Origin of the sequence: Parasphingopyxis lamellibrachiae (genome assembly GCF_003385775.1) — a bacterium.
GTDB classification, from domain to species: domain Bacteria; phylum Pseudomonadota; class Alphaproteobacteria; order Sphingomonadales; family Sphingomonadaceae; genus Parasphingopyxis; species Parasphingopyxis lamellibrachiae.
Map to the genome: position 1 here is coordinate 71,058 of NZ_QRDP01000004.1, position 24,162 is coordinate 95,219.

The 24,162-nt window shown below is 59.8% G+C and carries 26 protein-coding genes and 1 tRNA gene; 10 read left to right on the plus strand and 17 right to left on the minus strand.

Annotation, left to right across the window (positions count from 1 at the left end; all coding sequences use genetic code 11):
• Nucleotides 1–292 precede the first annotated feature (292 nt).
• From rpsA to aroA, 4 genes are all read right to left on the minus strand, one after another.
• Nucleotides 293–2,008, minus strand: coding sequence for a 30S ribosomal protein S1 (rpsA, locus tag DFR46_RS00395; protein ID WP_116234661.1), 1,716 nt, complete (start codon nt 2,006–2,008; stop codon nt 293–295).
• Between the two features lie 207 nt (nt 2,009–2,215).
• Nucleotides 2,216–2,842 (minus strand): (d)CMP kinase, encoded by a 627-nt coding sequence (locus DFR46_RS00400; RefSeq protein ID WP_116234662.1) that lies wholly within the window; start codon nt 2,840–2,842, stop codon nt 2,216–2,218.
• Nucleotides 2,839–3,093: a CBU_0592 family membrane protein gene (locus DFR46_RS00405; RefSeq protein WP_116234663.1), complete on the minus strand. Its 255-nt coding sequence runs from the start codon at nt 3,091–3,093 to the stop codon at nt 2,839–2,841. Before DFR46_RS00405 ends, DFR46_RS00400 begins: the two co-directional genes overlap by 4 nt.
• A gap of 19 nt (nt 3,094–3,112) precedes the next feature.
• Nucleotides 3,113–4,456 (minus strand): 3-phosphoshikimate 1-carboxyvinyltransferase, encoded by a 1,344-nt coding sequence (gene aroA / locus DFR46_RS00410; protein ID WP_116234664.1) that lies wholly within the window; start codon nt 4,454–4,456, stop codon nt 3,113–3,115.
• Nucleotides 4,457–4,657: 201 nt separating this feature from the next.
• On the opposite strand from aroA, the gene DFR46_RS00415 reads away from it, so the two are divergent.
• The 3 genes from DFR46_RS00415 (at nt 4,658) to DFR46_RS00425 (ending at nt 6,049) form a co-directional block, all read left to right on the plus strand.
• Nucleotides 4,658–5,017 carry a TIGR02300 family protein gene (locus DFR46_RS00415; RefSeq protein ID WP_116234665.1) on the plus strand — a complete coding sequence of 120 codons (360 nt, stop codon included), beginning with the start codon at nt 4,658–4,660 and terminating at the stop codon, nt 5,015–5,017.
• A gap of 61 nt (nt 5,018–5,078) precedes the next feature.
• Nucleotides 5,079–5,154: transfer RNA gene (locus tag DFR46_RS00420), tRNA-Ala, on the plus strand.
• A 160-nt stretch (nt 5,155–5,314) separates the two neighbouring features.
• Complete coding sequence (locus DFR46_RS00425) at nt 5,315–6,049, plus strand: hypothetical protein (protein WP_147297588.1); 735 nt, start codon at nt 5,315–5,317, stop codon at nt 6,047–6,049.
• Between the two features lie 7 nt (nt 6,050–6,056).
• Here the strand turns inward: DFR46_RS00425 and DFR46_RS00430 are convergent, their stop codons facing one another.
• Together DFR46_RS00430 and DFR46_RS00435 are read right to left on the minus strand one after the other, a co-directional pair.
• Nucleotides 6,057–7,034 (minus strand): NAD(P)H-dependent flavin oxidoreductase, encoded by a 978-nt coding sequence (locus tag DFR46_RS00430; RefSeq protein WP_116234667.1) that lies wholly within the window; start codon nt 7,032–7,034, stop codon nt 6,057–6,059.
• Between the two features lie 55 nt (nt 7,035–7,089).
• Nucleotides 7,090–7,851, minus strand: a complete 762-nt coding sequence (locus DFR46_RS00435; RefSeq protein ID WP_116234668.1) for a crotonase/enoyl-CoA hydratase family protein — start codon at nt 7,849–7,851, stop codon at nt 7,090–7,092.
• Nucleotides 7,852–7,949: 98 nt separating this feature from the next.
• Between DFR46_RS00435 and DFR46_RS00440 the strand changes: the two genes are divergently transcribed.
• Complete coding sequence (locus DFR46_RS00440; RefSeq protein ID WP_116237053.1) at nt 7,950–8,714, plus strand: HpcH/HpaI aldolase/citrate lyase family protein; 765 nt, start codon at nt 7,950–7,952, stop codon at nt 8,712–8,714.
• A gap of 358 nt (nt 8,715–9,072) precedes the next feature.
• Here the strand turns inward: DFR46_RS00440 and DFR46_RS00450 are convergent, their stop codons facing one another.
• Nucleotides 9,073–10,353, minus strand: coding sequence for an MFS transporter (locus tag DFR46_RS00450; protein WP_116234670.1), 1,281 nt, complete (start codon nt 10,351–10,353; stop codon nt 9,073–9,075).
• Between the two features lie 146 nt (nt 10,354–10,499).
• On the opposite strand from DFR46_RS00450, the gene pgsA reads away from it, so the two are divergent.
• Genes pgsA through DFR46_RS00465 form a run of 3 tightly spaced genes read left to right on the plus strand, consistent with a single transcriptional unit; the run spans nt 10,500 to nt 11,814 of the window.
• Complete coding sequence (gene pgsA / locus DFR46_RS00455; RefSeq protein ID WP_116234671.1) at nt 10,500–11,063, plus strand: CDP-diacylglycerol--glycerol-3-phosphate 3-phosphatidyltransferase; 564 nt, start codon at nt 10,500–10,502, stop codon at nt 11,061–11,063.
• A gap of 5 nt (nt 11,064–11,068) precedes the next feature.
• Entirely contained in the window at nt 11,069–11,326 is a 258-nt protein-coding gene (gene moaD / locus DFR46_RS00460) for a molybdopterin converting factor subunit 1 (protein ID WP_116234672.1), read from the plus strand.
• On the plus strand, nt 11,326–11,814 hold the full coding sequence (locus DFR46_RS00465; protein WP_116237054.1) for a molybdenum cofactor biosynthesis protein MoaE: 489 nt from the start codon (nt 11,326–11,328) through the stop codon (nt 11,812–11,814). The genes moaD and DFR46_RS00465 overlap by 1 nt, the downstream gene beginning before the upstream one ends.
• 17 nt (nt 11,815–11,831) lie before the next feature.
• Here the strand turns inward: DFR46_RS00465 and DFR46_RS00470 are convergent, their stop codons facing one another.
• Nucleotides 11,832–12,419: a fasciclin domain-containing protein gene (locus tag DFR46_RS00470; RefSeq protein ID WP_116237055.1), complete on the minus strand. Its 588-nt coding sequence runs from the start codon at nt 12,417–12,419 to the stop codon at nt 11,832–11,834.
• A gap of 141 nt (nt 12,420–12,560) precedes the next feature.
• Nucleotides 12,561–13,463 carry a hydrogen peroxide-inducible genes activator gene (locus tag DFR46_RS00475; RefSeq protein ID WP_116234673.1) on the minus strand — a complete coding sequence of 301 codons (903 nt, stop codon included), beginning with the start codon at nt 13,461–13,463 and terminating at the stop codon, nt 12,561–12,563.
• A gap of 170 nt (nt 13,464–13,633) precedes the next feature.
• Between DFR46_RS00475 and epsC the strand changes: the two genes are divergently transcribed.
• Complete coding sequence (gene epsC, locus DFR46_RS00480) at nt 13,634–14,332, plus strand: serine O-acetyltransferase EpsC (RefSeq protein WP_116237056.1); 699 nt, start codon at nt 13,634–13,636, stop codon at nt 14,330–14,332.
• Nucleotides 14,332–14,691: a DUF2794 domain-containing protein gene (locus DFR46_RS00485; protein ID WP_116234674.1), complete on the plus strand. Its 360-nt coding sequence runs from the start codon at nt 14,332–14,334 to the stop codon at nt 14,689–14,691. The genes epsC and DFR46_RS00485 overlap by 1 nt, the downstream gene beginning before the upstream one ends.
• Before the next feature lie 156 nt (nt 14,692–14,847).
• Here the strand turns inward: DFR46_RS00485 and DFR46_RS00490 are convergent, their stop codons facing one another.
• Both DFR46_RS00490 and DFR46_RS00495 read right to left on the minus strand, forming a co-directional pair.
• Nucleotides 14,848–15,897, minus strand: coding sequence for a hypothetical protein (locus DFR46_RS00490; RefSeq protein ID WP_116234675.1), 1,050 nt, complete (start codon nt 15,895–15,897; stop codon nt 14,848–14,850).
• Between the two features lie 115 nt (nt 15,898–16,012).
• Complete coding sequence (locus DFR46_RS00495; protein ID WP_116234676.1) at nt 16,013–17,503, minus strand: serine hydrolase; 1,491 nt, start codon at nt 17,501–17,503, stop codon at nt 16,013–16,015.
• Between the two features lie 84 nt (nt 17,504–17,587).
• On the opposite strand from DFR46_RS00495, the gene DFR46_RS00500 reads away from it, so the two are divergent.
• Nucleotides 17,588–18,076 (plus strand): MarR family winged helix-turn-helix transcriptional regulator, encoded by a 489-nt coding sequence (locus DFR46_RS00500; RefSeq protein ID WP_116234677.1) that lies wholly within the window; start codon nt 17,588–17,590, stop codon nt 18,074–18,076.
• Nucleotides 18,077–18,150: 74 nt separating this feature from the next.
• Here DFR46_RS00500 and DFR46_RS00505 read toward each other — a convergent pair whose 3' ends face one another.
• The 6 genes from DFR46_RS00505 to pstC all read right to left on the minus strand — a co-directional run bounded on the left by DFR46_RS00505 (nt 18,151) and on the right by pstC (nt 24,139).
• A complete protein-coding gene (locus tag DFR46_RS00505) occupies nt 18,151–19,056 on the minus strand; it encodes an SDR family NAD(P)-dependent oxidoreductase (RefSeq protein ID WP_116234678.1) in 906 nt (301 codons plus the stop codon).
• 182 nt (nt 19,057–19,238) lie between these two features.
• Nucleotides 19,239–19,937, minus strand: a complete 699-nt coding sequence (gene phoB / locus DFR46_RS00510; protein WP_116234679.1) for a phosphate regulon transcriptional regulator PhoB — start codon at nt 19,935–19,937, stop codon at nt 19,239–19,241.
• Nucleotides 19,934–20,650 carry a phosphate signaling complex protein PhoU gene (gene phoU, locus DFR46_RS00515; protein WP_116234680.1) on the minus strand — a complete coding sequence of 239 codons (717 nt, stop codon included), beginning with the start codon at nt 20,648–20,650 and terminating at the stop codon, nt 19,934–19,936. The genes phoB and phoU overlap by 4 nt, the downstream gene beginning before the upstream one ends.
• Nucleotides 20,651–20,664: 14 nt before the next feature.
• Nucleotides 20,665–21,411, minus strand: a complete 747-nt coding sequence (gene pstB, locus DFR46_RS00520; protein ID WP_245953877.1) for a phosphate ABC transporter ATP-binding protein PstB — start codon at nt 21,409–21,411, stop codon at nt 20,665–20,667.
• A gap of 76 nt (nt 21,412–21,487) precedes the next feature.
• Entirely contained in the window at nt 21,488–22,783 is a 1,296-nt protein-coding gene (gene pstA / locus DFR46_RS00525; protein ID WP_116234681.1) for a phosphate ABC transporter permease PstA, read from the minus strand.
• Complete coding sequence (gene pstC, locus DFR46_RS00530) at nt 22,784–24,139, minus strand: phosphate ABC transporter permease subunit PstC (RefSeq protein WP_425453152.1); 1,356 nt, start codon at nt 24,137–24,139, stop codon at nt 22,784–22,786.
• Nucleotides 24,140–24,162: the final 23 nt, after the last annotated feature.

A 24,162-nucleotide genomic window follows, 5' to 3' on the forward strand; every position in this document is an offset into this window, starting at 1 on the left:
CCCCGAAAGGCCATTAGTTGCGACACCACACGCATGACTTTTGCCATTGCGACAGGGACCGCGCCTGTATCTTTACGCTTCCGCCCTCTGCATTATCTTAATGTTCTTGTTTGGGTTTTTTTTCAAGCCAACTGACCTTGATTCAGCAAGAAATCGGCTTGAATCCGGCATTTTTGTTACAATTAGGGACGGATTCTCAAAAAAAAGGCCCGCGCCGTGCGTTTTGATTGTTTCCAAAAGCACGAGTCGCGGGCCAGATCATTTTTTTGCCTGAGATATCAGGCGGCGGTTTTTACTCGCCGTCTTTGGTATCTCCGTCGTCGCTCTTCTGCTTGAGCGCTTCGCCGAGAATGTCGCCGAGGCTCGCACCGGAGTCGGTCGAACCATATTGTTTGACGGCCTGCTTCTCTTCGGCAACCTGAAGGGCCTTGACCGAGAAGTTCGGCTTCTTGGAACGGTCGAAACCGACCACCATCGCGTCGAACTTCTGGCCGACCTGGAAACGGTCCGGGCGCTGCTCGTCGCGATCGCGGCCAAGATCGGCCCGCTTGACGAAGCCGGTCGGGCCATCGTCGCCCACCTGTACGTCGAGCCCGCCATCGCGAACGTCGAGTACGGTGACCGTCGAGATCTTGCCCTTGCGGAGATCGCCGGTGTCGGTGGACGCGCCCCCACGTTCGAGCTGTTTCATGCCGAGGCTGATGCGTTCCTTTTCGGGATCGACATCAAGCACGATCGCTTTGACCGTTTCGCCCTTATGGTGAAGCTCGAGAGCGTCCTCGCCCGAGACGCCCCAGCTGATGTCGGACATGTGGACCATGCCATCGACATCGCCGTCGAGGCCAATGAACAAGCCGAATTCGGTGGCGTTCTTGACTTCGCCTTCGACTTCGGCGCCGACAGGGAAGCGTTCTGCAAAGCTGTCCCACGGATTGTCCTGGGCCTGTTTGAGGCCAAGGCTGATCCGGCGTTTCTCTTCATCGACTTCCAGAACAACGACTTCCACCTGCTCGCTCGTCGAAACGATCTTGCCGGGATGAACATTCTTCTTGGTCCAGCTCATTTCGGAAACATGGACCAGGCCTTCGATGCCGGATTCCAGTTCTACGAACGCACCATATTCGGTGATGTTCGTAACCCGGCCGGTGAAACGGGCGTCGATCGGATATTTGGCCGATGCGCCCTCCCACGGGTCGGTTTCCAGCTGCTTCATGCCAAGGCTGATACGCTGGGTCTCGCGGTTGATGCGAACGATCTGAACCGTGACCTTGTCGCCGATATTGACCATTTCTGACGGGTGATTGATCCGCTTGTAGCTCATGTCGGTGACGTGCAGCAGGCCATCGATACCGCCGAGATCGACGAATGCACCATAGTCGGTGATGTTCTTGACCACACCTTCGATGATCTGGTTTTCCGTCAGCGACTGGATCAGGTCCGAACGCTGCTCGGCCCGTGTCTCTTCGAGAACGGCGCGGCGCGAAACAACGATGTTGCCGCGTCGGCGGTCCATTTTGAGGATCTGGAACGGCTGCGGAATATCCATCAGCGGCGTTACATCGCGCACCGGGCGGATGTCGACCTGGCTGCCGGGCAGGAAGGCCACAGCGCCGCCAAGGTCGACGGTGAAGCCACCTTTGACCCGGCCGAAGATCGTGCCTTCGACGCGTGCTTCCGTGTCATATTCGGCTTCGAGGCGGTCCCAGGCGGCTTCGCGGCGGGCGCGGTCGCGGCTGAGCATGGCTTCGCCATTGTTGTTTTCAACGCGGTCGACAAAGACTTCGACTTCGTCACCAACCGAAAGATCGGCTTTCTGGCCGGGCATCGCGAATTCGCGCAGGGGAACGCGGCCTTCGGATTTCAGACCGACATCGATGACGGCGAGATCATTCTCGATACCGGTTACGGTGCCTTTGACGACGCGTCCTTCAAAGCCTTCGGAGTCGCCCAGCGTTTCATTGAGCAGTTTTTCAAAATCGTCCCGCGTGGGGTTTGGCGCAGTTGCCATGGATAATATGTCCTTACAATTTCGTTTCAGGCCATCCGGTTGTCTCCGGAGGTCTTGGAACAGTGTTGCGATTCCGGCCCCATGCCGAATCCGCATCCATCCGCGCATTTCCGCCGTAGAAGCCGGTGCTTTGAACAAAGCACAAAAACGCACCAAGGCTGCAGCGCGAGCGCCACTGCCTGACACGTTGCTGGGTGGATGCGGTTGTTACCGCTTACCCGTCCGAGCTTCTACGAGCGCAATCGCCCGCTGGACGGCGGCCGATATAGTAAGGTTCGTGGTGTCGAGCAAGTCCGCATCGTCCGCGCGTTTGAGCGGTGCGTTGGCCCGTTCGCTGTCGCGCCGGTCCCGATCTTCGATATCGGCGAGAATAGCGGCCAGATCGGCGTCGGCGCTGGATCGCAATTCGTCTTTGTAGCGCCGATCCGCACGCGCTTCCGCGCTCGCCGTCACGAAAAGCTTGGCATCGGCGTCAGGCGCGATAACGGTGCCGATATCGCGGCCATCCAGAACAGCGCCGCCGGGTTGGTTTGCAAAGACCCGTTGCCGATCGACAAGCGCTTCGCGCACGGCCGGATGTGCGGACACAAAGGATGCGTATTTGCCCGCCGCTTCGCTGCGCAGTTCGGGATCGTCGAGCAGCGCTTCCGGGAAGTCGCAGGCTGCCAATGCGTCTTCGGGTTTCCGCGGATCGCGGTCTGCGCGAACGACGCTGATCCCTACCGCCCGATAGAGCAGGCCGGTATCCAGCCAGGGCAGCCCGAAATGCTCGGCCAAGGCTCGCGCAACGGTGCCCTTGCCCGACGCTGCGGGGCCGTCGACTGCGATGATCATGCCGGTTTCTCCTTTTTCCGGAGCGCTTTGACGATGCCATAAATGGCGATCGCCATCCAGACGATCTCCAGGAGCAGCGAGGCAAGGTTGAAATGCACCAGCAGCGACAGAGTCAGCAGTATCGCACCGGCCAGATTGACCAGATTATAGGGCAGCAGGCGCACCGGGTCGGCGATATTGGCATAGGCATAGGCCGCTACGATCAGGATGCCGCCGGCAATTCCCACGATATTGGCGATGAAGGGATCCATACCAATCAGCCCCCAGCCGCTACTCGGCAGCGATAGCGCCGAGATCGGCCAGCATGGGCGGGAAACTCGGAAAACTGGTGGCCATCGGACGGACATCGTCGATGGTTACGCCATGTGCCGAAACCAGCCCGGCAACGGCGAAACTCATGGCTATGCGGTGATCAAGGGCCGTGGCGATCTGAGGAGTTGCATATTCGCCTTTCAGTTTCTCACCGTCGGAACCGATTATGGTCAGCCCGTCGGGATGTTCCTTCAGACGGACGCCAAGCTGGGCTAGTCCTTCGGCCATCAGGGCGAGGCGGTCCGATTCCTTGTGACGCAACTCTTGAAGGCCCGTCGTAACCGTTTCGCCCTTGGCCAGCGCGGCCGCCACAAACAGGATCGGGAATTCGTCTATCATGCGCGGCGCGATTTCCGGAGACACTTCTATGCCGGTGAGCGCGCTGTGCCGTACGCGGATATCCGCGACGGGCTCGCCGCCCACATCACGTTCATTCTCATACGTTATGTCTGCATCCATCTGCTTGAGAACTTCGAACAATCCGGTGCGGGTTGGATTGATGCCGACATGCTGGATCACGACTTCGGAGCCTGGAACGAGCAGGGCCGCAACAACAGGGAAGGCGGCGGAGGACGGATCGCCGGGAATGCTCATATTGTGTGGATTCAGCTCAGCCTCGCCGGTTACGCTGATGACGCGCTCGCCATCGACTTCTTCGATCCCGACTTCCGCGCCGAAACCGGCCAGCATCCGCTCGCTGTGATCGCGGGTGCGCTCGGGCTCCATGACCCGCGTGACGCCCGGCGTGTTGAGGGCCGCGAGCATGATTGCCGACTTCACCTGCGCCGAGGCGACAGGAAGTCGGTATTCGATGGGAACGGCCGGTACGCGGCCATGGACCATGAGCGGGAGGCGTTCGCCAGGCGTTACGGAGAAGCTTGCTCCCATCCGTGAAAGAGGTTCGATAATGCGCCCCATAGGACGTCTGGAGAGCGAAGCGTCTCCTATAAAAGTCGCGGTGATGGCATTGCTTGCGGCAAGGCCCATCAGCAGCCTTGCGCTGGTTCCCGAATTTCCCATGTCGAGTGCGGTTTCAGGTTGTAACAGCCCGCCCACACCTACTCCGTTGACGACCCAGTTCCCGTTTGAATCCTGCCCGATCTCGGATCCCATTGCCCAAAGCGCGGCAACCGTTGCGATAATGTCTTCGCTTTCGAGCAATCCTTCGATGCGGCTTTCGCCAACCGCCATAGCCGAGAGAATCAGCGCGCGGTGGCTGATAGATTTGTCGCCGGGCACGCGGGCATGGCCACGAACTGGCCCCGCAGATGTGAAGGTGCGTGGGATCGGCGCTTCTGACATGATGGTCCTTATTCGGAAAAAAACGGGGCGCGGCTGGCCTGGAAGCTTGCATGTAGTGGTAAATGCCGCTCGTTCCAGCCCGGCCCGAAACGCATTTACTGGCCTTGGCTTTTGACAGTGGCAACCCCATGTGGCAAGCGCCCGCCCGACCGTGGGCTCTGCCCGCAAACAATTTTCCGTAGCGATGAAAGATACAATTCAATGGTGAAGCCAGAATGGGGCACGAAGCGAACCTGCCCGAAATGCGGAACCCGTTTCTATGACCTCGGTGAAGAGGATCCCGTAACCTGCATCAATGGCGAATGCGGTGCAATCTGGGAACCGGAACCTGTGCTCAAGTCGAAACAGCCGGTCATGTTTGACGACAGCAAGAAAGATGCAAAATCCAAGTCGGACGATGCCGATCTTTCGGGCGGCGACGACGATGAAGAAGAGGATCTCGCTGCCGGTGTCGACGAAGATGCCGAAATCAATCCGGACGACGAAGTCGATCTGGGCGGGGATGACGATCTGCAGGTCGACACGAGCGGCGCCAAGGATGGCAAGGAAGAAGACACTTAACTGACAGGCTATCTTGCCTAACGCGGGCGGCGGCGTTACATGCGCCGCTCCCGCACCTGATGGGGCCGTAGCTCAGCTGGGAGAGCGCTACACTGGCAGTGTAGAGGTCAGGGGTTCGATCCCCCTCGGCTCCACCATTTTCTGATGAAATCGTCGAATATTATCCATTCGTCAGAATTTTGGCGGTGGTTGGTCGAACTGCGGTACGCGGACCGGACGCGCGTGTTTAACTGCCTCCCAACAGGGGAGACAACCATGCCATTCCGTTCGCCTAGTTTTGCACATATTCGGACGGCATTGGCTGTTCTGTTGGCCGTTCCGGTATTTGGTGTCGCAACGCAGGCACAGGCACAGGCACAGGCACAGGAGAGCATCGGTGCTCAGGCATCTGCAGCCCTGCCGGAACGCGGCGAGTTTGTTCTCGGTCTCGTCAATGAAGGCGAGCGGGATGGGTTCATGCGGCTTGGATGGATCAAGACTGAACACGGTATGCTGCTCTACGACCGGTCGATGATGCCGAGCGCGCAGGTCTATGAGACACTGGTTTTCGGCCTGACGCCCGACTTGCAGTTCGAGAGCGTTCATCTCGAGTTCCACAGAGGACTGGCCTATATGAACCTCGACCTCGATGCGGAAAATGGCCGCCTTGTGGGCCAGCGCGTGATTCAGAGGCTCGAGGGCACTGAAGAACAGGCTGTCGATATCGCCATGCCCGAGGGCATTTTGCCACGCCCCGTTGCGTTCATCATGCCGCTGATCATGTCTGAAGAGGAAGGCACCGAGGAAGCGTTTCGCTGGTATGGACCGCTTGGCAATGCTTTCGCCGATGTCACGATCACGGCGCGCCCGGGCGGTGTCATCGAAACGCCGGCAGGCAGCTTCGATACGACCCGGTATGAGATACGCGGCGGATCGCCCGACAATGACGTCTATGTCACGCGCGGCGCCGCCGATCGCCGCGTGGTGCGTATCGACGTTGTCGGGCAGAATATGCAGTTCCTGGCGGTGCCGGAAACAGAAGCGGAAGAGTGACGGGCGGTCAGGCCGCCAGAAAACCCTCCAGCCGCTCGCGCACGATAGCTTCGGCTTCCGCCATTATGCGGTCGATCAGTTCCTGGCAGGTCGGGATATCGTTGATCAGGCCCGCGACCATGCCGCAGCTCCAGGCGCCGATATCCATATCGCCTTCCTTCATGATCTTGGGATAGACGCCGGCGACCTGCTCGATAATGTCGGTAAACTGCAGATCTGCACCCTTTTCCTTTTCGATTTCGAGCACGCGTTCGACCGCGGGATTGTTGAGCACGCGTTCGGTGTTGCGAAGCGGGCGCATGACAAGCCGCGTGTCCAGTTCGCTGGCGGCGACGATCGCATCCTTCACATTCTGGTGAACCGGCGCCTCCTTGGTGGCGATGAAGCGGGTGCCCATGTTCATGCCTTCGGCACCCATGGCGAGCGAAGCGACAAGGCTTCGGCCATCGGCCTGGCCACCGGACGAGACAAAGGGAATGTCCAGCTCATCGGCGGCGCGGGGCAGAAGAATCATGTTGGGGATATCATCTTCGCCGGGATGGCCGCCGCATTCGAACCCGTCAACCGAAACGGCGTCGCAACCGATGCTCTGCGCTTTCAGGGCATGCCGAACCGAGGTGCATTTATGGATCACCTTGATTCCGGCCTCGTGCAGTGCCGGAAGCACCTGAACCGGGTTGTTGCCCGCAGTTTCAACCGCTTTCACGCCGCCTTCGATAATCGCTTTGACCATGCCCGGATAATCGGGTGAGTTTACGACCGGCAGAAAAGTCAGGTTCACACCGAAAGGCTTGTCCGTCATCTCCCTGCATTTGGCGATTTCTTCCGCAAGGGCCTCTGCGGAAGGCTGGGTCAGTGCGGTGATGATGCCGAGCCCGCCCGCATTCGAAACTGCAGCGGCCAGCTCGGCAAAGCCGACATAATGCATGCCGCCCTGGATGATCGGATGTTCGATGCCGAACAGTTCGGTGATGCGGGTCTTCATAGAGATAAGCCTCCTCAGGCGGAATTGTCTTTTGTTCTTATTGTTGGGTCAGGCCCTAGCGGCCTTTCCATTCGGGTTTGCGTTTCTGGGCAAAGGCGGCCGCGCCTTCACGGGCATCTTCAGAGGTGAAGATGCCGCCGATGATCTTCTGCTGCTCCGCCCACATTTCATCATGCGACCAGTCTTCGGTCTTGGCTATGACTTCCTTGCTCGCTTTTACCGCCAGCGGGCCGTTCGCAGCGATCGTTGCCGCGAGTTCCTTTGCGCCATCGAGCGCAGAACCATCGACGACGCGATTGACGAACCCGATTTCGGCTGCGCGTTCGGCTCCGATAAAATCGCCGGTTAGCGCGAGTTCCATGGCATAGCGTTGTGGGATCAGGCGGGGCAGGCGGAGCAAGGCGCCGGCGCCTGCTGCAAGACCGCGCTTCACTTCTGGGATGCCGAATTTGGCATCCTTGTTGGCGACGACGAGATCGCAGGCGATGGCGACCTCCATACCGCCGGCGAGCGCATAGCCGTCTACGGCAGCGATCAGCGGCTTGGCGGGCGGGGCTTCGACAAAGCCGGCAAAACCCTTTCCGCTGACGACGGGAAGCTCTCCCTGGAGAAAGGCTTTCAGATCCATGCCAGAACAGAAGGTGCCGCCGGCACCGGTGATGATGCCGATTGTCAGGCTGTCGTCACTCTCAAGAGCTTCGATTGCCGCAGCAACGCCTTCGGCAACGGCCCGGTTTACCGCATTCTTTGCTTCCGGGCGGTTGATGGTGATGGTGAGGACGCCATTTTCGGCGCTGGTGAGGACGGCTTCGGACATGATCGGCTGCTCCTGTGATTCTGTTTTTTGGCACTGTTGCGCCGGTTGACGTGAACGTCAACCTTGGTTTGTGTGCAGTCATGCGGAATAAGGGCGGCATGACCAAAACCGAATTCCGACCCCGCCGCTCCTGCCTCTATATGCCCGGTGCCAATACCCGGGCGCTTGAGAAGGCAAAGACGCTACCTGCCGATGTGGTGATTTTCGATCTGGAGGACGCAGTTGCGCCTTCTGTGAAAGAAGAGGCGCGGGAGCAGGTTGCGGAGGCTGTAAAGGCGGGTGGTTATGGTCCACGGGAGGTCATCATCCGCATCAACGGGCTCGATACCGACTGGGCCTCTGACGATCTGAAGATGGTCAAGGCGGTCAAGCCTGACGGTGTCCTGGTTCCGAAAGTTTCGCGGGCACAGGATATCGATGGCGCTGCTGGCATAGGCGTGCCGGTCTGGGCGATGATCGAAACCCCTCTGGCTATTCTCAACATCTCCGCAATCGCTGCTGCGCCAAATCTCTCTGCGATGGTGATGGGTACGAATGATCTTGCGAAAGACATGCAGGCCAAGCTGCGCCCCGGGCGGGAAGCATTCGTAACGGCCTTGTCGATGACGGTCATGGCGGCTCGGACCCATGGCAAGATTGTCATCGATGGCGTCTTCAATGCGATCAGCGACGATGCCGGGCTAGCCTCGGAATGCGAACAGGGGCGGGAATTTGGGTTCGACGGCAAGACCGTCATCCATCCGGATCAGCTTGATGCCGCCAACCGGATTTTCGCACCTTCGCGCAGCGCGCTCGCGGATGCGCGGGCGACGATCGCCGCCTTGGCCGACGCGATCGCCGAACGGGAGGATGAGGCCGACTGACTTTCCGCAAAATCCGGGATTCGCTCCTGTCCCGATCGGAGACAGCTATGGGCGATCCCCATCTTAACCCTGTTTGGGTGTAAACAGGATAGTAAACAAAATGTTAACGAGCGGGCATGGCCACAGTTCCGCCCGACTCGCGCTATGCGCCGTTGACCGCCGACCTCATTCGTCGGGCGTGCGAAACCGAGACGGCCGTCGCGCTGCACAGGCCGCCATTTCCACGCAGATCGGAGTTTGCTGAAAACGCAAAGCTCTTCACGATGACCTGGGCAGGCGGGTTTGTTTTCTTTCTGACTTTCCTGGGCTGATGCAGCAACGTTGCGCCGGCAACGTTCTGACAAATAAGCCCCAAACCTTAGTCGCAGGCTTTATGCAACAGCCACGCCGTCCAGGCCGAAACCAGGCACATGGTTGCGACGAGGAACAGCTGTTCGGTCGTAGAAACGCCCATCAAGCTAAGGCCGAGTGCAACCAGCGCACCGAGCACCATGCATCCTGAGTTGACGACATTGTTGGCGGCCACGGTTCGCGCGGTCTCGCTGATATCGACGGTCGTCGTCAGAAACGCGTAGAGCGGGACGACAAACATGCCGCCTGCCATGGCTACCCCAAGCAATACCGCCAGCAGCAGCCAGCTTCCCGGATGCATGATGAAGCCAACAAGATCGTAGAGTTCGCCATTCTCCAGACCATCCCACTGGACCGAGATGAAGTAGAGGATAAGGACGAAAACACCCATCAGGATGACGCTGAACGGTGCAATGCGCGCCGAGACTTTGCCCTTCAGGAGACGATTGGCCAAAATCGAGCCGATTGCGATCCCGATCGAGAATATCCCGAGAAACAGGCTCGCGACCTTCGGATCGGCGGTGAGCACGTTTTTCACAAGCGGCGGGAACTGGATGATCAGTACCGATCCGATCGTCCAGAAGAAGCTGATTGCGACGATAGCCAGGAAGAGCCGGCGGATATGCATGGTTCCGTTGACCAACCGGTATGAGGAACGGAAGATATTGAAATCGATCGGCTCGGGCTCTTTTTGCGCCGGTGCATCCGGCACGAAATGCGCGCTGATCCGGCCGAGTAGTGCTACCGTCAGAACCCAGATGGCGGCCCAGAACGCGCCGAGCCAGTCGACGATCACCCCACCGAGGATTGTTCCCGCGAGAATGGCCACATAGGTGCCAGCCTCGACCAGACCCGTTCCGGCCAGAACTTCCTCTTTCTTGAGATGCTGAGGCAGGATCGCATATTTGATCGGTCCGAAAAATGTCGATTGCGCGCCGAGTGCAAACAGCGCAGCCAGCATAAGGGGGATCGATTGGAGGATGAGGCCTGCGGCGCCCGTCAGGGCGATGAAGATTTCCAGCGTTTTGACAAAACGAATGACCCTGGCCTTGTCGAAATTGTCTGCCAGCTGACCGGCAATCGCGGAAAGCAGGAAAAAAGGCAGGATGAAGAGCCCTGTCGAAACCGTACTGAACTGAAATTCGAGCGCCTCGTCATCGTAGATTTCGTAGATTACGAGCACGAGCATCGCGAACTTGAACAGATTGTCGTTGAACGCGCCCAACATCTGGGTGACGAAAAGCGGCGCAAAACGGCGCTTGGTCAAAAGATCGAGCGATGTTGGCATGCAGTCCTTCGAGGAAGAGGAAGGGGTGCTTCAGAATTCGCCTGCACGCATAGCCGAGGCATGGCGGCCCGCCAAGGGCAACTGCCGGGGCAGTGATCAGAAGGAGGCTTTGTTGCACTGTCAAAAACGGTTAGGAGGGAGGGACCATGCTGACCTTGCCCAACCTGCTCACCCTGTCGCGCATCTTCGCCGTGCCGGTTCTCGTCGCGCTGCTGTGGGATTCAGCGTGGCTCGGCTATATCTGCGCATTCATTCTCTACTGCATCGTCGGGCTCACGGACTATCTCGACGGGTATCTCGCGCGGTCGCAGGGCACGGTGTCCAAATTGGGGATCTTTCTTGATCCGATCGCCGACAAGATCATGGTGGCGTCGGTTATCGTGATGCTGATTTTCACGCGCGATATCGAAAGCTGGCATGTCATCGCCGCGATCGTGATCCTGCTGCGCGAGATAATCGTTTCGGGCCTGCGCGAATTTCTCGCCGGTCTCAGCGTATCCGTGCCGGTGAGCCAGCTTGCCAAATGGAAAACCGCGATCCAGATGATCGCGCTCGGCGCGCTGATACTGGCCGGCGCTGTGCGACATGGCGGCTGGACGGACTTTGCCTGGGTAGAGAGCGTCGGGCTCGTGTCTCTATGGCTGGCGGCGGGGCTCACCATGATAACCGGTTGGGACTATCTGCGCGCTGGTCTCAAGCATATGGATTAGGCCGTATGGCTATAGATTTGCTCTATTTCGCATGGATCCGGGAAGCCATCGGCTGCGATGGAGAAACGGTCGATCCGCCCGATAACGTAACAACCGCCGCCGAGCTGATCGACTGGCTTTCTGCGCGCGGAGATGGTTATGCGGATGCCTTTGCCGACAAAGGCAGGATCCGGGTGGCTATCGATCAGGAGTTTGCCGGGCTGGAGAAACCTCTCGCGGGCGCTCGCGAAGTTGCCCTTTTCCCGCCGGTAACCGGCGGATGATGCCGGTTATCCGCCTCCAGCATGCGGTATTCGACCCGGTCGCCGAATGCGCGAAACTGGAACTGGGCGACGCCGGTGCCGTCGCGAGCTTTACGGGGCTTGTTCGCGGCGAAGGAGGTCTCGTCGCGCTGGAACTCGAACATTATCCGGCAATGACGGAAGAAGCGCTGAAACGGATCGCTGCGGATGCCGCCGGGCGCTGGGCGCTGGCTGGGCTGACGATCGTCCATAGAGTCGGTCGCATGGCGCCGGGTGAACGGATCGTTTTTGTGGGTGCGGCGTCGCGCCACAGAGGCGATGCGATCAATGCGATGCATTTTGTTATCGACTGGCTGAAAACGGACGCGCCGTTCTGGAAGCGCGAAGAGTTTGCGGATGGCCACTCTGCCTGGGTCGAAGCGCGCGAAGGCGATGCGGTGCAACGCGAAAAGTGGAGCGACCGAACGAAAAAGGGGTGCCGCGGCGCGGCACCCCTTTCCGGCAAATGAATTGCGGTTGGCCGCGTTCAGTCGGCGGCGGCTTCCGGTTCAGGGACAAGGATGCCGTTGATGACATGGATGATCCCGTTTAACTGAGCCGCGTCAGCCTGTGTGACATAGGATATCCCCCCGATTTCGTCGCGGAGCGCTACTGCGCCGTTGTCCATTGTAGCGACCAGCGGAGACCCTTCAACGGTTGTCAGGGTGAGTTCGCCACCGGCTGCCTCGATCCTGGAGGTGAGCGTTTCGGCATCCAATGCGCCTGGCACGACATGATAGGTGAGAATCTGTGCAAGCTGCGCGCGCGCGGCGTCCTGCATCAGCGCATCGACCGTTCCGGCGGGCAGGAGCCCGAAAGCCTCGTTGGTCGGTGCGAACACGGTGAAGGGGCCGGGGCCGGAAAGCGTTTCGGCAAGCTCTGCCTGCACAACCGCGGCAACCAGCGTTGTATGGTCCGCCGAATTGGATGCGTTTTCCACGATATTGCGGGTCGGCAGCATTTCCGCGCCGCCAATGGTTACAACCTCGGTTTCCGCTGCCGGGGCGGCTGCCTCACCTTGATGATTATCGGCAAGCGCTGGCGCACCGCCCAGGGCGAACACGGCCAAACCCATTGCTACGCTGGTTCCTTTGGCCAATCGCATAGACTTCAACAATTTCATTCTCCTCTCGATGTTGGTTTAGGGGCACGACTTATTCAGGCTACGCGCCAGCTTGGCAATGGTTCCCCCGGAACCTTTTTCGGCGACCATGGTTCAGCCGGCCGCATCGCGCATCGCGTCTGCAAGCAGCCGAAAATCCTTTTCGCGCGGGCTGTTCTTGCGCCAGACAAGTGCGATTGTGCGCGCCGGGTGCTCCGCATCGAGCGGGCGAGCGACAATATGCGTGTCGCGCAAGATGCCCGCCTCGATGGCCATTTCGGGGAGCATCGTGGTTCCAAGGCCGTTTTCGACCATTTGTACCAGAGTGTGGAGCGAAGTTCCCATCATCCTCGCTTCCGCGCGCAGCTCCGGCCGGTTGCAGGCCGCCAGCGCATGGTCTTTCAGGCAGTGTCCGTCTTCGAGCAGCAGCAGCCGGCCCTCGTCCAGGGTCTCCGGCGAGATCTTTTTGGGCGGGTTGTCCGGTTCGCCCTTGGGAAATGCGACGAACAGGCGGTCGTCGAACAGCTCAGCCGTATCGACCTCGCCGCAGCTGTAGGGCAGCGCCAGCAATATACAGTCAATCTGCCCGCGCTGCAGGGAATCGCAGGCTGCCGGACTTGTCTCTTCGCGGAGGAAGAGTTTGAGATCCGGCCAGTCGCTTCGGAGCTTGGGGAGAATCTGCGGAAGGAGGAACGGTGCGATCGTGGGTATGACGCCCATCCGCATTTCTCCCGACAGCGGCTTGCCTGCAGCGCGCGCCATTTCGGAAAGCTCTTCAGCTTCGCGCAGGACGCGCTGGGCTTTGTCGGCGATACTCAGGCCGAGCGGGGTAAAGCGCACGACCCGGCGGGTGCGCTCCACCAATGTGATACCGATCAGCGATTCCAGCTCGCGAAGGCCTGCCGACAGAGTCGATTGGGTAACGAAACACGCCTCCGCCGCTTTGCCGAAATGGCCGTGATCGCGCAGCGCCACCAGATATTGGAGCTGTTTGAGCGTCGGAAGATAGGTGGCCATGCGTCACTCTTTCTGAAATCGTTCGTTTCGATAAATAACGAGATACTGATCGATTTCAATAAACATTGGCCGGAAAGCTGTGCTTTGTGGGGGTATAGTCGGCCGAACTGGTGTTTTTCGCCATGGTCGATTATTACGTTGCGGATCGCCACTGGCGCGGGAGGTACGCAATGCTTGGCCGTTTGAAGTCCTATATCGATTCGATCATGGTTCGCGATCCCGCGCCGCGTTCGCGTATGGAAGTATTGCTTTATCCCGGGGTCTGGGCGTTCGGCTATCACCGGATCGCGCACCGCTTGTTCCGGATGCGGCTGTTTTTCCTGGCTCGTTGGGTCAACCATTGGTCACGCTTTGTAACGGCTATCGACATTCATCCTGGAGCGAAAATCGGGCGCCACCTGTTTATCGATCATGGTTTCAGCGTGATTGGCGAAACGGCCAGCATCGGCGACAATGTGACCATTTACCAGAATGTCACACTGGGTGGGACAAACCCGGCCGACGGTGTACCCGGCAAGCGTCATCCGACGATTGAGGACGACGTGATCATCGGCTCTGGTGCACAAATCCTGGGGCCCATTACGGTAGGCAAGGGTGCGCGCGTGGGCGCCAATGCCGTGGTGACGAAAGATGTGCAACCCGGAGCGGTCATGGTTGGCATTCCTGCCAAACCGACGCTGATGAGCGCCGAAGACAAACCCGAAGGCTTTGTGCCTTATGGTACGCCGTGCAGCGAAATGTTCGACCCCTCGACCCAGAGGCTTGAACTCATGCGCTGCGAGCTGGAGACGATGCACAAGCAGATCGACGCGCTGATCGCGGAGCGGGACGGAGACGATGCGCTCCGCAAGGAGAGTGACTGCGCCTGATGGGAACTGTTACGCCGTTTCCGAACCCGCGAGGCCCTTCCGGTCAACTCAAGCCCAGCCAGGTCGGCTTTGAACGCACCGAACTCAATCGGATACTCGATCTTTACGGACGGATGGTGGCCGCAGGGCATTGGCGCGATTATGCGATGAATTTCGAGAAGGATTTCGCGTCATTCTCCGCGTTTCGCCGCGCTGCCGAGCGTCCCGAAGTCAGGATCGAGAAACGCCCCGCCTTGCGCAACCGCCAGGGGATGTGGGCGCTCCTCAATGAAGCGGGGATGATTTTGAAACGCGGGCACGAACTTGTACCCGTGCTGGCGCCTGTCGAGCGAAGGTTGCTCAAGATTGTCGGCGAATAGAAAGAGCGGTTTAGTTTGTCAGAATTTCCCTATCGGGAAATCGCGGCACCGGCCCTCTCCCCCTCCCGACCTCCCATAGAATACACTGAGTGGGAGGTCGGGAGGGGGAGAGGGCCGGTGCCGCGCTCTCGCCAAAGGCGAGAGTCTGACGATCAACTACGCCGTAGCCGTTTCTGTTCCGATCACTGGCAAGCGGCTTGTAATGGCTTCGGGCAGCGGTTTGACCACCAGCCCGCGGGCATTGTGCCAGAAGGCGGAGAGCAGCAGCAGGGCCGATCCGATGATCAGCGCGGCGAAGGCGATATTGGTCTCCACCGCCCCAAACCTGTCGAACAATCCGTTCAGCGCCCAGAGCACATAAGCGAGGCTCGACACCATCAGTGCGCGCCTGTCGATCGCCAAGGCAATCGCCGCCATCACGATATAAAGCCCGATGACCAGCACCGCGCCCGCGACCGTCAGCGTGCCTTCGAACACGCCGATTTCGGCGAAGATCGGATGGACGATCAGCGGCGCCGCCAGCAGATGGAGCCAGAAGGCCACGTCCGCACGCTTCGTCTCGCGGACCGGATCGCTCATGTCCCAACGCATCGCGAAGGCGAACACGGCCAGACCGGCGACGAACATCAATGGATTGATAAAGGGCTCGACATTGCCGTCCGTTGCGATGGCCGCAATTGCGATGACCGTTCCAACCACCGCTGCGGCACCGGCCGCAATGGTGATCGGCACGCGAAACCGCCGCCAATGGAAGAAGGCGCCGGCCGCGGCAACCGCGCCTGCGATCGATACAAAGGTGGCAACGGTCGCCTCATCGCCCGGGCCAAACCGGTTTCCATCGCCGATCAGCCCCGCCGCAACTGCGCCAAACAGCCCGCCGACAAAGGCGAGGAGGAGCAGGATGGACGGGAAGGCCATGCGGCGAACCCGGGTGAAATATTCGGCCAAGCCCCAGGCCGCAGCCGCTACGCCGAGCGCCCCGAGCCATGGCTGTACTTCGCCGCCAAGCCAGGCAATCGCCACGAGCAGCAGCACGCTCGCAATCGCCACGAAAATATCGTTGAATCCGCTGATCAGCCGGAAATGCTCTTCGTCGACCAGCGTGGTCGAGCGGTCCGCGGCCATGAACCGCCGGAACTTCGCTACATCCGCCTCGCTAAACGCCCCCGCGTCCACCGCAGCTTCCAGATCGCTATCGCTATACATTAGGCATCCTTCCATTTTTCGCCTTTATCGGGCGGCCCTAGCACAGCTGTATTAGTGATGCAATACGGCGATACGATTGCGTTGACTTGGAGGGAAGGGGCTTGCTGTCGGCCCATCACAATGGATCTGCCGCGCCGATCTCGCGCAGACGCCCCAGCGTGTCTTCGTCGCCGGGAAATGCCGTCAGATATCGGCGATAGGCGGCGATGGCCTCGCTTCTGTTCCCCAGAACCCGATGCGCTTCGCCGAGATAATATTCGGCCGACGAAGATTCCGGGAAGGCGGATGTGTTGAAGGAGAGGAGCGCGATCGCCGTATCGTTCATCCCGCGATGCAGATAACGGAAACTCGCCACCTCGATCACGGACTCGCGGGCCGCAACGTTTTCCGGCTGCGCCGCGTTCCAGGCGAGCGCGGCCTCAGTGCCATCTTCGACAATGCGATCGATCAGCGCTTCTGTGTAGCGGTAGTTGATCGATGCCGGATTTTCACCCGCCAGCAATTCGGTTACGAAATTTTCGATGCTCCAATAGGCATCCACGTCGCCGTTGGACAGGATGACGAAGGTATATCCCAGATCGGTGAATATCTTCAGTTCGGCTGCAGTTCCTATATGGCCTCCGGTGTGGCCGATAATGCGGTGACCGTTGACGATATCCTCGCTGAATCCATATCCATACCGGCCTTTGGGATAGTCGTGCCTGCCCATCGTATACGCCGCCGTCCGGTCGGCCGGGAGGAGGCGGTTTTCGGTTAGCGCGTTGGAAAATCGAAGCAGATCGCGGGCCGTCGAGACACCGCCACCCGCCGAACTTCCTCGCAATTCTCCCACAAATAGGTTGTTTGCCCATTCGCCCGGAAGATCCAGCGATCGCGTGTAGCCGATCGCCCGGTTTGCCGTCGCCATATCAAGGCGCGGCGAGCCGGTGCCCGTCATGCCGAGCGGTGCGAAAATCGTCCTCTCGACATGGTCTCGATAGCGCTCGCCCGTCATCTTCTCGATCACGAGCCCGAGGATCACATAACCGCCATTGCTGTAACCAAAGGCGCTGCCGGGCTCGAACGACAATTCTTGATCGGCGAACAGCGGCAGGTAATCCGCCAGTTCCGTAAAGTCCGTTATCGGGTGGCGGCTCAGCCCTGCCCAGTAATTGCCGACACCCGAGGTGTGGGTCAGAAGCTGTTCGATGGTAACCCTGCGCGCGACCGCGCTGTTCGGATAGTCGGGCAGAACTTCGATCAACGGCGTTTGAAGCGATAGGCCGCGTTCGTCGAAAAGCCGGATAATGGCGAGCGCGGTGAACATCTTGTTCATTGATGCGATGCCGAATCTCGTATCGGTTCGGTTGGGAACCGCGAAGGATCGATTGGCGGGCCCATAGGCCCGTTCAAAGAGAATCTCGTCGCCACGGGCCAGAAGTACGACGCCGCTGAAATCGTGCGTTTCCGCAAGCCCGCCCACATGGCGTTCGAGCGCGGAAACTATGTCTCCCGCCGTTCGGGCCTGTACTGGAGTGGCGATTACCGCAAGCAGCAGGACGATCAGGCAGATCGGAAACCTCGCTGCTGTGGCGATAGCGCGCCAATAATTCTGGTGGTGGGACATGGTCGATCTCCGTTGGGCATTGCATTCGGCAACGCTATTATGTAGGTGCCTACATATTGTCAACAAGATCGGCCGGGAACGAATATGGATTATCCGCAGAGCCAGGGCGCACGGGCTATCGGAGCGCGGCTCCGAAGACTGTCCGACGCGATCGATGCGGATGCCGCCCGGGCCTATTCCGTTCTCGGCGTCCGATTCGAACAGCGTTGGTTCGGGGTTATGAACCAGCTGCTGGAGAGGGAAGCCGCCACAGTCGGGCAGCTAGCCGAAGCTCTGGGAATCACGCATGTATCGGTCAGCCAGACACGGCAGTCGCTCGAAAAGGCCGGCCTGGTCACTGCGGAGGCCGATCCGTCCGATGCGCGCAAGCGTCGCCTGCGCCTGACCGCCGAGGGGCGGGATATGGCGGCGCGGTTGCGTCCGCTCTGGCGGGCGTTCGACGCCGCGGCCGAGGAGGTCGACGCGGATGCCGGCGGGATCGTGGCCAGACTTTCGGAGCTGGAAAAGGCCCTGAAACAGGCGTCGATGTTCGAGCGGATCATGGTCCATCTGGACAAGGCCGGCGATCGCTGAGGACTGGCCGATAAAAAAGAGGCGTCCCCGTTGCCGGAAACGCCTCCTTCTTTGCATTCAGCTGTGCGGTTTCGCTAGCCCGCCAAACCCTGCAGTTTCTTGAACGCCTGCGCACCCTGTTCCGCGCCGCTCTGGGGGACGAACTCGTCCGCGCGGTCGATGATCTGGTCCCAGACAGCGGCGACGCCTTCGGCGTTGCGCTGGTCTTCGGGCAGGGCGACACCCTGTGTGTGGGTGACATAGGAAGCGTGGAAGAAACCGCCGCCCGCGCCAACGATCATATTGGTGGGCGCGTCTTCGGAGACGAGATAAACGGCGGCCGGGGCGACATTTTCAGGGGACAGCGCCTGGAACATTTCCGGCGGCATAATGTCTTCGGTCATGCGCGTGCCGGCGATCGGGGCCAGCGTATTGCATTTGATGTTGTATTTAGCCCCCTCGATCGCGATCGTCTTGGTGAGACCGGCAAGGCCGAGCTTCGCCGCACCATAGTTCGCTTGACCGAAATTGCCGAACAGGCCGGTCGAAGAGGCGGTCATGAGAAGCCGCCCATAGGCCTGTTCGCGCATGGTTTCCCACACGGCCTTGGTGACGTTGGCCGATCCGTTGAGATGCACTTCGACGACGAGGCGGAAATCGTCCATGGTCATCTTGGCAAAGCTCTTGTCGCGCAGGATGCCGGCATTGTTGATGACGATATGGACGCCGCCCCAGGCTTCCTTGGTCTTGGCGACCATCTCGACCATCTGTTCTTCGTCGGTGACGCTGCCGCCATTGGCCATTGCCGCGCCGCCGGCCGCTTCGATTTCCTCGACCACCTTTTGCGCGGCATCCGAAGAGCCGGTGCCATCGCGTGCGCCACCCAGATCGTTGACAACAACCTTCGCGCCGCGGCTTGCGAGATCGAGCGCATAAGCGCGGCCCAGTCCGCCGCCGGCTCCAGTGACGATGGCGACTTTGTCTTCGAAGGAAATGGTCATGATGGGGACTCCGTATTGGGGGTATATGTGGTTTACGTGCGCGTTAACCTGTGAGGCCTATAGGTTCAAGCGCGAGTTTTCTGGCAGACACTTTGCCCCTCAGGATTTCCTTAGCAGGAAATCGCCGCTCTGGCCTATTCCTCCACCCGAGGTAAAGTCGATCGTGTGCCAGAAAATGCCCTCTAGCCAGCGCTGTCCGAATCCAGCGCATAACCGGCGGAACGCACGGTGCGGATTATGTCCGTCTTTCCGCCCTTGTTCAGCGCTTTGCGCAGTCGCCGGATATGCACATCCACAGTTCGCGGTTCGATATCCGAATCATGGCCCCAGACTGAGTCGAGCAGGCGCTCACGGCTGAAAACCCGGCCCGGATGCTCGAGGAAATGTTTGAGCAGGCGAAATTCCGTCGGGCCAAGCGGGATCACCTCGCCGTCGCGCCGGACCTTGTAGCTAACCGTATCCATCGCAAGATCGCCATGCAGCAGGGGTTCGCCGGCAAGCGCAGGGCGCACCCGGCGCAGCACAGCACCGACCCTGGCGACCAGCTCGCGCGGGCTGAAGGGCTTGGTCACATAATCGTCGGCACCGGTTTCAAGACCGCGAACCCGGTCCTCTTCTTCCCCGCGCGCGGTAAGCATGATGATCGGCACATTGGCCGTGTCGGGCATGCGGCGCAGGCGGCGGCACACTTCGATCCCGGACAGGCCCTCGATCATCCAGTCGAGCAGAACGAGGTCGGGTGGATTTTCACGCGCGAGCAGCAGGGCTTCTTCCCCGTCTACCGTATGTTTGACTTTGAATTCCTCGCGTTCGAAATGCCAGATCAGCAATTCGGAAAGCGCCATATCGTCTTCGACCAGCAGAAGTTTCGCTTTGCTCATGCTTCGGGCTCCCCGGCTTCCAGTGCCGGTGCTTCCCCAACGAGACGATCATCGAGATAGTCGCCAGTGGCGGCGAAATAGACCATTTCCGCTATATTCGTCGCATGATCGCCCACGCGTTCCAGGTTCTTGGCAATGAAAAGCAGATGGGTGGACTGGGTGATATTGTGCGAATTTTCCATCATATAGGTGAGGAGCGCGCGAAAGAGGCTGTCGTAAAAATCGTCGACGGCACTGTCCCGCTCAATCACCAGCTTGGCAGCCTCCGCGTCACGCGCTGCAAAAGCGTCCAGCACATTATGGACCATTTCCTGAACAATCTGGGCCATGGAAGGAAGGATGCTGAGTGGCTCAATATCCGTGCGATGATCGAATATCGGCACGCGTTTGGCGATATTCTTGGCGTAATCGCCGATCCGTTCGAGCACAGTTGCGATCTTGATCGCGGCGACCGCTTCGCGCAGATCGTTTGCCATAGGAGCACGCAGGGCGATCAGGCGGACCGCAAGGCGTTCCACCTCCGATTCAAGTTCGTCGATCCGGGAATCTTCGTCGATAATCCGCGATGCGGTTTCCAGATCGTGCCGGATAAGGGCGTGGATGGCGTCGCCAATGGCGGTTTCGGCGAGCCCGCCCATCTCTGAAACCAGAGCCCGCAATTCGCCAATATCGTCGTCGAACGCGGATACCGTATGTTCGCTGTTTCTTGGCATGATCGATGTCCTGACTAGCCGTAACGGCCGGTGATATAGTCCTTCGTCCTGTCCTGGCTCGGATTGGTGAACAGGTCGGAAGTTTCGCCATATTCGACGAGTGTGCCGAGATGGAAAAAGGCGGTGCGCTGGGATACGCGGGCGGCCTGCTGCATATTGTGGGTGACGATCACGATGGCATATTTGCCGCGCAGGTCGTTGATCAGTTCCTCGATCTTGGCGGTGGCGATAGGATCGAGCGCCGAACAGGGCTCGTCCATCAGGATAACCTCGGGATCTACGGCGATGGCGCGGGCGATGCACAGTCGCTGCTGCTGCCCGCCGGAAAGCGCGGTGCCGCTGTCGTTGAGCCGATCCTTGACCTCTTCGAACAGGCCAGCGCGGATCAGCGATTTTTCGACGATTTCGTCAAGCTCCGCCTTGGATGTGGCAAGGCCGTGGATGCGCGGGCCATAGGCAACATTTTCGAAGATCGATTTGGGAAAGGGATTGGGCTTCTGGAATACCATGCCGACCCGGGCGCGCAGCTGCACGACATCCATGCTGGGATCGTAAATGTCATGTTCGTCGAGCTCGATCTGCCCGGTCACGCGCGCGATCGGGATCGTGTCGTTCATCCGGTTGAGGCAGCGCAGGAAAGTCGATTTGCCACAGCCCGACGGGCCGATAAAAGCGGTCACATTCTCCATGCCGATATCGATCGACACGTTATCTATCGCCTGTTTTGCGCCGTAAAAGACGTCGACATTGCGCGCCGTCATCTTGAGCGTGTCCGTTGTCGGGGCGGGCGTATCGGCTCTGGGTTCGGCCTGAATGTCCGTAGCGTCGTTCATCATATCACCAACGTTGTTCATATTTGTTGCGCAGCCAGATCGCGATGCCGTTCATGGCCAGCAGGAAGAGCAGCAACACGATGATTGCCGCCGAGGTTTTCTCGACAAAGCCGGGGTCCAGCTCATCCGACCAGAGGAAAATCTGCACGGGCAGAACGGTGGCGGGATCGGTAAATCCGCCCGGCGGCGTTGCGACAAAGGCGCGCATGCCGATCAGCAGCAGCGGCGCGGTTTCGCCCAGCGCGCGGCTCATACCGATAATCGTACCGGTCAGGATACCGGGCAGCGACAGCGGCAACACGTGATGGGTAAGCACCTGGACCGGCGATGCGCCGATGCCCAGCGCGGCATCGCGAATGGATGGCGGCACGGACTTGATGGCGTTGCGTCCGGCGATCACGATCACGGGCATGGTCATCAGGGCGAGCGTGAGGCCGCCGACAATCGCTGCGGATCGGGGCAGGTGGAAGACATTGATGAACACCGCGAGCCCGAGCAGGCCGAATATGATCGAGGGAACGGCGGCGAGATTGTTGATCGACACCTCGATAATGTCAGTCCAGCGGTTTTCCGGCGCATATTCTTCCAGATAGACGGCCGTGAGCACGCCGATCGGGAAGGCGAGCAGCAGCGTGATCGTCATTGTGAGCAGCGAGCCTTTGAGCGCACCCCATATGCCGACCAGGGTCGGGTCGCTCGAATCGGCCAGCGTCAGGAAATTCCAGCTGAGCGTCCGGCGAACCTGCTCCGATGCTTCCAGTTCGGCATAGCGCAGGATCATCACATCGCGTGCTTCGGACTGGCGTGAGCCGCTGTCGCCGCGGGCTGCAAAATCGACTTCGGTCGACGCGGGAACCCATAATGTTTCATTGCGGGTCAGGAGCGAGGGATCTGCCGACACCGCATCACGCAGTAAGACCCAGGCGCCGTTGGAGAGAAGGCCGGGGCCCTCTTCTCCATAGGTGGTAATCGCCGATTGCCGGGCCAAACCCTGAAAATCGGCCTGGGCCAGCAATTGATCCCGGCCGTCGCCTTCAAGTTGTCCGGGTTCCAGAAAAATGTCGGATGCGGCGAAGTTCACCGGCAGGGCGATTTGCGTCTGGGTGAAGCCACGGGCGCCGCTCGAGATCATGGTGACCAGCAGAAATGCGAGGAAGCCGGCCGATAGCAGGACTGCAAACAGGCCATAGAAGCGAAAGCGCTTTTCGGCGCGATACCGCGCCCGGATGCGCCGCTGCATGGCATCGGCGCTCCAGTCGGTCGGCTGGCGGGGCGGGGAAGAGGCGATGGCGGTGTTCATCTATTCATAAGCCTCCCGGAAGCGTTTGACGACGCCAAGCGCGATGATGTTGAGCAGCAAGGTTACAATGAAAAGAACGAGGCCCAGTGCGAAGGCAGCCAATGTCTTGGAGCTGTCAAACTCCTGATCGCCGGTCAGCAGCTGCACGATCTGTACGGTGACGGTGGTCACGCTTTCGAACGGATTGGCGGTTAGGTTCGCGGCCAGCCCGGCAGCCATGACCACGATCATGGTTTCGCCGATGGCGCGGCTGACGGCCAGCAATACACCGCCGACGATACCGGGCAGGGCGGCCGGGATGAGCACCCGCTTGATCGTCTCCGAGTTGGTGGCACCCATCGCAAGGCTGCCGTCGCGCATGGCTCCGGGGACGGCAGCGAGCGAATCGTCGGCCATCGAGGAGACGAACGGAATGATCATCACGCCCATGACGACGCCGGCGGCAAGGGCGGACTCCGATGAAGCGCTGCTAATGCCGACGAAATTGACGGCGAAATCGCGGATTGCCGGTGCCACGGTCAGCGCTGCAAAATAGCCATAGACCACTGTCGGAACGCCGGCGAGAATCTCCAGCACAGGCTTCATGATCGAACGGATCCGGGCCGGCGCATATTGGGTCAGATAGACGGCGCTCATCAGGCCAAGCGGGATGGCGACGATCATTGCGATAATCGCGCCGATCAGGATCGTGCCCCAGAAGAGCGGAATGGCGCCGAAGGAACCCGGATCGTCACTGAAGGTGGTCGATTGGGGGTTCCAGTGCGTACCGAAGATGAACTCGATAATTGAAATGCGCTCGAAGAAGCGGATAGTCTCGAACAATAGCGAGGCGACTATCCCGATGGTTGTGAGGATTGCGATCAGCGAAGCGATCAGCAGTACCCACATCACGACTCGTTCGACGCGGTTACGCGCCCTGAAATCCGGGCGCACGCGCAAAAAAGCGTAGGCACCGCATGCAAAGGCAAGAAGCAACGTCGCGATAATTCCGATGACGCCGTAGAAATTCGATGCTTCCTGATAGGCAGGGATCAGCGCTTCGGCTTCTTCATTGAAAGCGGCGCCCAGCGAGCCATCGGCCAGGGCCCGCGCCTCGCCGAGGATGGCGGAGCGTTCGATCTGAGATTCGGGCAGTGCCTGAGCAGCGGGATCGAGCAACACCGACTGCTCGACCAGGCCGGGCAGGACGAGCGACCAGACTGTGAGGAACAGCAGGGCGGGAATCGCCAGCCAGAGCGCAACATACCAGCCATGATAGCCCGGCAGGGAATGCGGACGATCGCCGCCGATTGGGCGGAGTCTTGCCGCCCGGATCCGCGCCGTGAACCACGCAATGACCGCGAACCCGATCACCATTACGGACAGAGAGAAGATCGACA

Coding starts and splice junctions, on each gene's coding strand:
- pgsA (WP_116234671.1), top strand. CDS start 10,500: ATGCTGACCTTGCCCAACCTGCTCACCCTGTCGCGCATCTTCGCCGTG.
- pstC (WP_425453152.1), bottom strand. CDS start 24,139: ATGGTGATCGGGTTCGCGGTCATTGCGTGGTTCACGGCGCGGATCCGG.
- pstA (WP_116234681.1), bottom strand. CDS start 22,783: ATGAACACCGCCATCGCCTCTTCCCCGCCCCGCCAGCCGACCGACTGG.
- DFR46_RS00465 (WP_116237054.1), top strand. CDS start 11,326: ATGCCGGTTATCCGCCTCCAGCATGCGGTATTCGACCCGGTCGCCGAA.
- DFR46_RS00470 (WP_116237055.1), bottom strand. CDS start 12,419: ATGGGTTTGGCCGTGTTCGCCCTGGGCGGTGCGCCAGCGCTTGCCGAT.
- DFR46_RS00500 (WP_116234677.1), top strand. CDS start 17,588: ATGGATTATCCGCAGAGCCAGGGCGCACGGGCTATCGGAGCGCGGCTC.
- DFR46_RS00430 (WP_116234667.1), bottom strand. CDS start 7,034: ATGAAGACCCGCATCACCGAACTGTTCGGCATCGAACATCCGATCATC.
- rpsA (WP_116234661.1), bottom strand. CDS start 2,008: ATGGCAACTGCGCCAAACCCCACGCGGGACGATTTTGAAAAACTGCTC.
- DFR46_RS00440 (WP_116237053.1), top strand. CDS start 7,950: ATGACCAAAACCGAATTCCGACCCCGCCGCTCCTGCCTCTATATGCCC.
- epsC (WP_116237056.1), top strand. CDS start 13,634: ATGCTTGGCCGTTTGAAGTCCTATATCGATTCGATCATGGTTCGCGAT.
- DFR46_RS00505 (WP_116234678.1), bottom strand. CDS start 19,056: ATGACCATTTCCTTCGAAGACAAAGTCGCCATCGTCACTGGAGCCGGC.
- DFR46_RS00485 (WP_116234674.1), top strand. CDS start 14,332: ATGGGAACTGTTACGCCGTTTCCGAACCCGCGAGGCCCTTCCGGTCAA.
- aroA (WP_116234664.1), bottom strand. CDS start 4,456: ATGTCAGAAGCGCCGATCCCACGCACCTTCACATCTGCGGGGCCAGTT.
- DFR46_RS00490 (WP_116234675.1), bottom strand. CDS start 15,897: ATGTATAGCGATAGCGATCTGGAAGCTGCGGTGGACGCGGGGGCGTTT.
- DFR46_RS00405 (WP_116234663.1), bottom strand. CDS start 3,093: ATGGATCCCTTCATCGCCAATATCGTGGGAATTGCCGGCGGCATCCTG.
- phoB (WP_116234679.1), bottom strand. CDS start 19,937: ATGAGCAAAGCGAAACTTCTGCTGGTCGAAGACGATATGGCGCTTTCC.
- DFR46_RS00475 (WP_116234673.1), bottom strand. CDS start 13,463: ATGGCCACCTATCTTCCGACGCTCAAACAGCTCCAATATCTGGTGGCG.
- DFR46_RS00450 (WP_116234670.1), bottom strand. CDS start 10,353: ATGCCAACATCGCTCGATCTTTTGACCAAGCGCCGTTTTGCGCCGCTT.
- pstB (WP_245953877.1), bottom strand. CDS start 21,411: ATGACGGCGCGCAATGTCGACGTCTTTTACGGCGCAAAACAGGCGATA.
- DFR46_RS00415 (WP_116234665.1), top strand. CDS start 4,658: ATGGTGAAGCCAGAATGGGGCACGAAGCGAACCTGCCCGAAATGCGGA.
- DFR46_RS00495 (WP_116234676.1), bottom strand. CDS start 17,503: ATGTCCCACCACCAGAATTATTGGCGCGCTATCGCCACAGCAGCGAGG.
- phoU (WP_116234680.1), bottom strand. CDS start 20,650: ATGCCAAGAAACAGCGAACATACGGTATCCGCGTTCGACGACGATATT.
- DFR46_RS00435 (WP_116234668.1), bottom strand. CDS start 7,851: ATGTCCGAAGCCGTCCTCACCAGCGCCGAAAATGGCGTCCTCACCATC.
- DFR46_RS00400 (WP_116234662.1), bottom strand. CDS start 2,842: ATGATCATCGCAGTCGACGGCCCCGCAGCGTCGGGCAAGGGCACCGTT.
- moaD (WP_116234672.1), top strand. CDS start 11,069: ATGGCTATAGATTTGCTCTATTTCGCATGGATCCGGGAAGCCATCGGC.